The sequence below is a fragment of the Xenorhabdus japonica genome (genome assembly GCF_900115195.1).
Classification (GTDB): Bacteria; Pseudomonadota; Gammaproteobacteria; order Enterobacterales; family Enterobacteriaceae; genus Xenorhabdus; species Xenorhabdus japonica.
Genome location: NZ_FOVO01000029.1, coordinates 37,789 through 44,575 on the forward strand (window position 1 = coordinate 37,789; position 6,787 = coordinate 44,575).

The window sequence follows — 6,787 nt, forward strand, 5'->3', positions numbered from 1 at the left end:
CTCACGCTTTTTCACCTGGATTCACAACAAGTTCTGCTGGTGCAGGATAGTAACTTTCATTGCTTTCGGATTTTTCTTTCAGGCCAGCGGGTACGTGATAGAGTGCGCCCAAGTGAGCATAACTTTCTGCCATCTTCACGTAGGCTGCGGTTCCCATGGTATCCAGGTAACGGAAAACACCACCATGGAATGGCGGAAAGCCCAAGCCATACACCAGTGCCATATCTGCTTCCGCCGGGCTGGCAATGACACCTTCTTCTAAGCAGCGAACAACTTCGTTAATCATTGGAATCATGGTTCGAGCAATGATCTCTTCGCCAGAGAAAGTATGTTTCGGTTTGCTGATGCTTGCCAGTAACTGATCGGTAGTTTCATCCTGCTCTTTTTTCGGTTTGCCTTTTTTATCTTGGGCATATTTATAGAAACCAATGCCATTTTTTTGACCATAACGCTGATTTTCGAACAATACATCAATAGCATCCCGGTAATTGCGGCTCATACGTTCAGGGAAACCCTGAGCCATGACAGCTTGTGCATGGTGAGCAGTGTCAATGCCGACAACATCAAGGAGATAAGCAGGCCCCATTGGCCAGCCGAATTCTTTTTCCATGATTTTGTCGATTTGACGGAAATCACCACCATCACGCAGCAACATGCCAAAACCAGCCAGATACGGGAACAATACACGGTTTACAAAGAAACCAGGACAATCGTTGACAACGATGGGTGTTTTACCCATTTTACTGGCATACGCGACAACGCTTGAAATGGCCTTGTCTGAAGTCTTTTCTCCGCGGATGATTTCAACCAATGGCATACGATGTACTGGGTTGAAGAAATGCATACCACAGAAGTTTTCTGGGCGTTTTAGCGATTTTGCTAATTCAGTGATTGGGATAGTAGATGTATTGGAAGCCAGAATACATTCATCACTGATATGTGATTCTGTTTCTGCCAAAACTGCGGCTTTAATTTTAGGATTTTCAACTACTGCTTCGATAACGATTTGAGACTGCTCAATACCCGCATAATTAAGAGTAGGTTGAATGGATGCCAGAATTTTGGCCATCTTCATAGCATCTAAGCGTCCACGTTCAAATTGTTTATGCAGCAATTTAGCTGCTTCATTGATACCTAAATCCAGCGCTTTTTGATTGATGTCTTTCATCAAGACCGGAACACCCTTGCGCGCTGATTGATAGGCAATGCCTCCGCCCATGATCCCTGCACCCAGTACTGCTGCATGTTCAGGTGTTGTGACGGCTTGAAGATGTTTTTTTGCTAACCCTTTGACATATTGGTCATTCAGGAATATGCCGACTAAAGCACGGGCAACAGAAGTGTGTGCTAATGATACAAAACTGGCAGACTCCAGCTTCAAGGCTTCATCGCGACCCAGTATAGCGGCTTTTTCAATGGTTTTTACCGCAGTAATTGGTGCTGGATAATGAGGGCCAGCAACCTTCATTACCATACTTTTTGCCACAGTGAAACTCATCGTACGTTCAATTTCATTGAGATTCAGTGGCATCAGTTTAGGCTGACGGGCTGCCTTCCAATCCAAATCACCACGAATGGCTTGTTCCAGAACTGAAATAGCAGAATCAACCAGTTTTTCGGCAGAAACTACGGCGTCGATTAAACCATTTTTCAGTGCTTCCTCTGCGTTAATATCCTTTCCTGCAGAAATGATTTCAAGAGCATTATCTGTACCAATCAAGCGAGGCAGACGAACAGAACCACCAAATCCCGGCATAATACCCAGTTTGGTTTCTGGCAAACCGATGCGAAGATCTGGGGATGCAATACGGAAATCCGTTGAAAGTACCAATTCACATCCACCGCCAAGAGCATAGCCATTAATAGCGGAGATAGTCGGTACAGGGAGATCTTCTATACGATTAAAGATATTGTTGGCGAGATTCAGCAGTTCATTTAGTTTTTCTGCTGGTGCATTGAATAATGATAAAAACTCTGTGATGTCTGCGCCGACAATAAAGGCTTGTTTTTCAGAGCGTAATAGCAACCCTTTTAGTTCAGGCTCTTGCTCAAGGGCGGCAACAGCTTTATCCAGCGAAGTAACCGTTTTGGTATCTAATTTATTAATTGCAGCTGGTGCATTGAAGATCAGTTCTGCAATGCCATCTTTCAGCCATTTTACTTGAATAGTTTCACTTAGGTAGAGCATGTCATTCTCCTCAATGAGTGCATACCATCTGGTATGACCAGATGAGGTTGATTGTGATTACTGTGTTAACTTAATGCAAATCAATGATTAATTTTTTGTAGGGAGGATCACAGCTAAGATTTATGACAGATAGCCATATATTTTGTTAGTGTTTTGAAAAATATAAATATAGTTGCTTAATTTTAGAGAGGGGGAATTTTCATGTGATAGCTTCCATAATAGCGAGTTGTGGTAATATTTAAGCCCCGCCAGAAAATCAAAAGGCTAATTAAGATGGAAAAGTTGGCATCTCTGTACCAAGAACATATTAAAATCTTACAAAAACGTGCCCGCGAAATATTGGCACGAACTCAGCTTGACGCCTTGCTTATTCATTCAGGTGAATCATTACAGATTTTTCTTGATGACAACCATTATCCATTCAAAGTAAATGCACACTTTAAGGCTTGGGTTCCTGTGACTAAAGTGCCGAATTGTTGGTTATGGATTGATGGTGCCAATAAACCTAAACTCTGGTTTTATTCGCCAGTAGATTACTGGCATAGCGTTGAACCATTGCCCAATAGTTACTGGACTGACGAAATAGAAATGATTCATTTGGCAAAAGCTGAAGATATCAGCGCAAAACTGAATGGATTATCAAAACAGAATGCAGCTTATATTGGTGAACAAACTGAGTGTGCCAAATCTTTGGGAATTATTGAGCACAATATCAACCCAAAAGCTGTCTTGGATTATTTGAGTTACCATCGTTCATATAAAACAGATTACGAATTGGCTTGCATGCGTGAGGCTCAGAAAATGGCCGTTAATGGTCATCAGGCAGCCTACGATGCCTTTTTGTCTGGTGTGAGTGAATTCGAAATTAATATGTTCTATTTGATGGCAACGGGACACCGCGATACCGATGTCCCTTACAATAATATTGTTGCCTTGAATGAAAATACTGCTGTTCTGCATTACAACAAATTACAACAGAAAGCCCCTTCTGAAATTCGCAGCTTTTTAATTGATGCTGGAGCAGAATATAATGGCTATGTAGCAGATATCACAAGAACCTATTCAGCAAAATCTAATAACGATTTTGCTTCACTAATAAAGGATCTGAATGAAGAGCAGCAGGCGATAATCGGTACGATTAAAACGGGAACTAGATATACCGACTACCATATTAATATGCATCGACGTATAGCCAAGATTCTGAAAAAACATGACATTATTAATGGAATCAGCGAAGAGGGTATGGTTGATAAAGGATTGACAACACTATTTTTCCCACATGGACTCGGTCATCTCCTAGGTTTGCAGGTGCACGATGCTGCTGGATTTATGCAAAATGATAGCGGAACCCATCTGGCTGCCCCGTCAATGCATCCTTATCTGCGTTGTACCCGTATTTTGGAGTCAAGAATGGTTTTGACCATTGAACCCGGGATCTATTTCATTGAAACCTTATTAGCGCAGTGGCGTGGAAGCGAATATCGTCAACATTTTGATTGGAAAAAAATCGATATGTTGAAACCTTATGGTGGTATTCGCATTGAAGATAATATCGTTATTCACGATGGAAAAATTGAAAACATGACCAGAGATCTACATTTGTCGTAATGAAGCCTTATTTAATCCCCGCGGCTTCAGTCAGCTTTACTGAAGAAATAAAAAAGAGCCGTTTCATTACCCTGCTGGAGCACACCAGCGGGGTGGATGAAGCTAAATTATTTATCCAAAGCATTAAAGGGCAATATCCTGATGCTCGTCATCATTGTTGGGCTTTTGTGGCTGGTGCGCCGGATGACTCCCAGCAATTGGGGTTTTTTGATGATGGTGAACCTACCGGAACAGCTGGTAAGCCCATGATTGCTCAGTTAATAGGAAGTGGTCTGGGAGAAATTACTGCTGTATCTGTTCGCTATTTTGGTGGCATAAAACTTGGTACAGGAGGGTTGGTAAAAGCCTATGGCAATGGCGTGCAGCAAGCTCTGAAACTATTGCAAACCGAATTCAAAGTACCGCAGAAACTGTATCAGTTACAGTGTGAATACTCACATATTTCAATGGTAGAACAATTACTACATCAATTCTCCGGACAAGTGATTGCCAGTGATTACGCTGAAAATGTTACATTGCAAGTTTCATTGCCAGCTACCCTCGCAGGGGAGATAGGTGATAAATTACGGGACTTGAGTCGTGGGGCTTTGTTTTTAATACCAAAATCATAATAATTTGTCATACCGGATTTCTAAGGAACCAGCCGAATGCATTTTCGTGCCATAACCCGTATTGTTGGACTACTTGTCATTCTTTTCTCTGTCACGATGATTATCCCGGGGGTGGTGGCATTATTTTATCGAGATGGTGCAGGTAGAGCATTTAGCCAGACATTCATATTTGCTCTCGTCATTGGCTTAATATTGTGGGTACCTAATCGCGATCAAAAATATGCTCTTAAACCGAAAGAGGGTTTTTTGATTGTTGTCCTATTTTGGACTGTATTGGGGAGTGTAGGAGCATTGCCGTTTATTTTCTCTGAAAAACCTAATCTTTCAGTCACAGATGCCTTTTTTGAATCATTTTCTGGTTTGACGACAACAGGGGCGACGACGCTCGTTGGTCTTGATTCCCTTCCTAAGGCCATTCTGTTCTACCGACAAATGTTGCAATGGTTGGGGGGGATGGGAATCATCGTCCTGGCTGTGGCGATCTTACCCCTGCTTGGTGTCGGGGGAATGCAGCTTTATCGGGCAGAAATGCCGGGCCCATTGAAAGATAATAAAATGCGCCCACGTATCGCAGAAACAGCAAAAACACTATGGTTAATTTATGTTTTGTTGACCATAGCCTGTGCGATAGCCCTGTGGGCTGCGGGGATGGAGCCATTCGATGCGATTTCCCATAGCTTTTCTACCATCGCTATTGGTGGTTTTTCCACTCATGATGCCAGTATCGGCTTTTTCAATAGTTCGACCATCAATACTATTATTGCTATTTTTTTATTGATTTCGGGCTGTAATTTTGGCCTGCATTTTGCCGTCCTTTCTGGAAGAAGTTTGAAAGTATATTGGCGTGATCCAGAGTTTCGGATGTTCATTGCAATTCAGTTGGCATTATTGGCAATTTGTATGCTGATATTGTGGCAACATTCCGTTTATGAATCAGAATTAGATGCATTGAACCATGCTTTTTTTCAGGTTGTTTCTATGGCGACTACTGCTGGATTTACAACTGAAAAATTTCAAGAGTGGCCTCTTTTTTTGCCTTTCCTGTTGTTATGTTCTGCATTTATAGGGGGGTGTGCTGGTTCAACGGGAGGCGGCCTCAAAGTTATTCGTATTTTATTATTGTTTTTGCAAGGTTCTCGTGAATTAAAACGTTTAGTACACCCAAATGCGGTCTATACCATTAAATTAGGACAGCGAGCATTACCGGAACGAATTATTGAAGCGGTCTGGGGTTTTTTTTCGGCTTACGCACTTGTCTTTATTATTAGTATGTTGTTACTGATTGCAACGGGTGTTGACGATCGTTCTGCTTTTTCTGCCATCGCTGCAACATTGAATAACTTGGGACCAGGATTGGGAATGGTTGCTGATAATTTTATGGCAGTGAGCCCGACGGCGAAATGGATATTGGTTGTCACTATGTTATTTGGGCGTTTGGAAGTGTTCACATTATTAGTTTTATTTACACCAACTTTTTGGCGCGAATAGAAATCTGTTTGACACAAATAGTGAACTGTTGAATTTTTAGATGTGAATCGCTGCTTAATAAGGAAGTATCTATGAGTTATTTGTTACTTTATTCTACTCAGGATGGACAAACCAAAAAAATTATTACCCGTATCGCAGAGAATCTCCGGCGTACTGGTATTGAGTGTGATTTAAGAGATCTTTCTACAGTGATACAGGTCAATTTGATGCCTTACCAAAAAGTAATGGTAGGAGCATCGATACGATATGGTCACTTCAATTCTGCATTACATAATTTTGTCATTCGTCATCAAAAGCAGTTGAACCAAATGCCAACAGCTTTCTTTGGTGTCAATTTAACGGCGAGAAAGCCAGAAAAAAGAACACCAGAAACGAATGCTTATGTGCGTAAATTTTTAATAAATAGTCCGTGGCAGCCTGATTTATGTGGAGTCTTTGCGGGAGCTTTACGTTATCCACGTTATCGCTGGTTAGATCGCACCATGATTCAGTTCATTATGAGAATGACCGGAGGAGAAACAGATACAACAAAAGAAATCGAATACACTGATTGGGAACAAGTAGATCGTTTTTCTGAGGAGTTTTTGCAAATATCGTGTGATAAAGAGCCTCAAGAATAGCTTTTTTGCTGATTGTTACATCATTTTGAGGAAAAAAAACACGAACGGAAAGAAAATCGAAAAAAACTATTGCCAGGTGCCGAAAACCCCCTATAATGCGCCACCACTGACCGACGCCCAGCGAAGACACGCCGCGGCGGGCAGCGAAGAAAAGCGAAAATAAGCGCTTGACTTCGGAGGCGAAAAGCGTAAGATACGCAGCCTCGCAACCCGGAAGGCTTCCGGTTGCACCCGCTCTTTAACAATTGAATCAGACAATCTGTGTGGGCACT

At 41.9% G+C, this 6,787-nt stretch carries 5 protein-coding genes; 4 read left to right on the forward strand and 1 reads right to left on the reverse strand.

Translation table 11 applies throughout. The features are described from left to right. Nucleotide 1: 1 nt before the first annotated feature. On the reverse strand, nucleotides 2-2,188 hold the full coding sequence (gene fadB, locus BM135_RS11700; RefSeq protein WP_092519893.1) for a fatty acid oxidation complex subunit alpha FadB: 2,187 nt from the start codon (nucleotides 2,186-2,188) through the stop codon (nucleotides 2-4). A 273-nt stretch (nucleotides 2,189-2,461) separates the two neighbouring features. Here fadB and pepQ point away from each other — a divergent pair, with 273 nt between their 5' ends. From pepQ to hemG, 4 genes are all read left to right on the forward strand, one after another. Further along, nucleotides 2,462-3,796 carry a Xaa-Pro dipeptidase gene (gene pepQ, locus BM135_RS11705; RefSeq protein WP_092519894.1) on the forward strand — a complete coding sequence of 445 codons (1,335 nt, stop codon included), beginning with the start codon at nucleotides 2,462-2,464 and terminating at the stop codon, nucleotides 3,794-3,796. Further along, on the forward strand, nucleotides 3,796-4,407 hold the full coding sequence (locus tag BM135_RS11710) for an IMPACT family protein (protein ID WP_092519895.1): 612 nt from the start codon (nucleotides 3,796-3,798) through the stop codon (nucleotides 4,405-4,407). The genes pepQ and BM135_RS11710 overlap by 1 nt, the downstream gene beginning before the upstream one ends. Nucleotides 4,408-4,443: 36 nt before the next feature. Next, nucleotides 4,444-5,895, forward strand: coding sequence for a Trk system potassium transporter TrkH (gene trkH / locus BM135_RS11715; protein WP_092519896.1), 1,452 nt, complete (start codon nucleotides 4,444-4,446; stop codon nucleotides 5,893-5,895). Between the two features lie 71 nt (nucleotides 5,896-5,966). Continuing rightward, a complete protein-coding gene (gene hemG, locus BM135_RS11720) occupies nucleotides 5,967-6,515 on the forward strand; it encodes a menaquinone-dependent protoporphyrinogen IX dehydrogenase (protein ID WP_092519897.1) in 549 nt (182 codons plus the stop codon). The last annotated feature ends 272 nt before the right edge of the window (nucleotides 6,516-6,787 follow it).

Bases quoted from the DNA above. Each gene is read 5' to 3' on its own strand.
- fadB (WP_092519893.1), bottom strand. From the start codon at position 2,188: ATGCTCTACCTAAGTGAAACTATTCAAGTAAAATGGCTGAAAGATGGC.
- pepQ (WP_092519894.1), top strand. From the start codon at position 2,462: ATGGAAAAGTTGGCATCTCTGTACCAAGAACATATTAAAATCTTACAA.
- BM135_RS11710 (WP_092519895.1), top strand. From the start codon at position 3,796: ATGAAGCCTTATTTAATCCCCGCGGCTTCAGTCAGCTTTACTGAAGAA.
- trkH (WP_092519896.1), top strand. From the start codon at position 4,444: ATGCATTTTCGTGCCATAACCCGTATTGTTGGACTACTTGTCATTCTT.
- hemG (WP_092519897.1), top strand. From the start codon at position 5,967: ATGAGTTATTTGTTACTTTATTCTACTCAGGATGGACAAACCAAAAAA.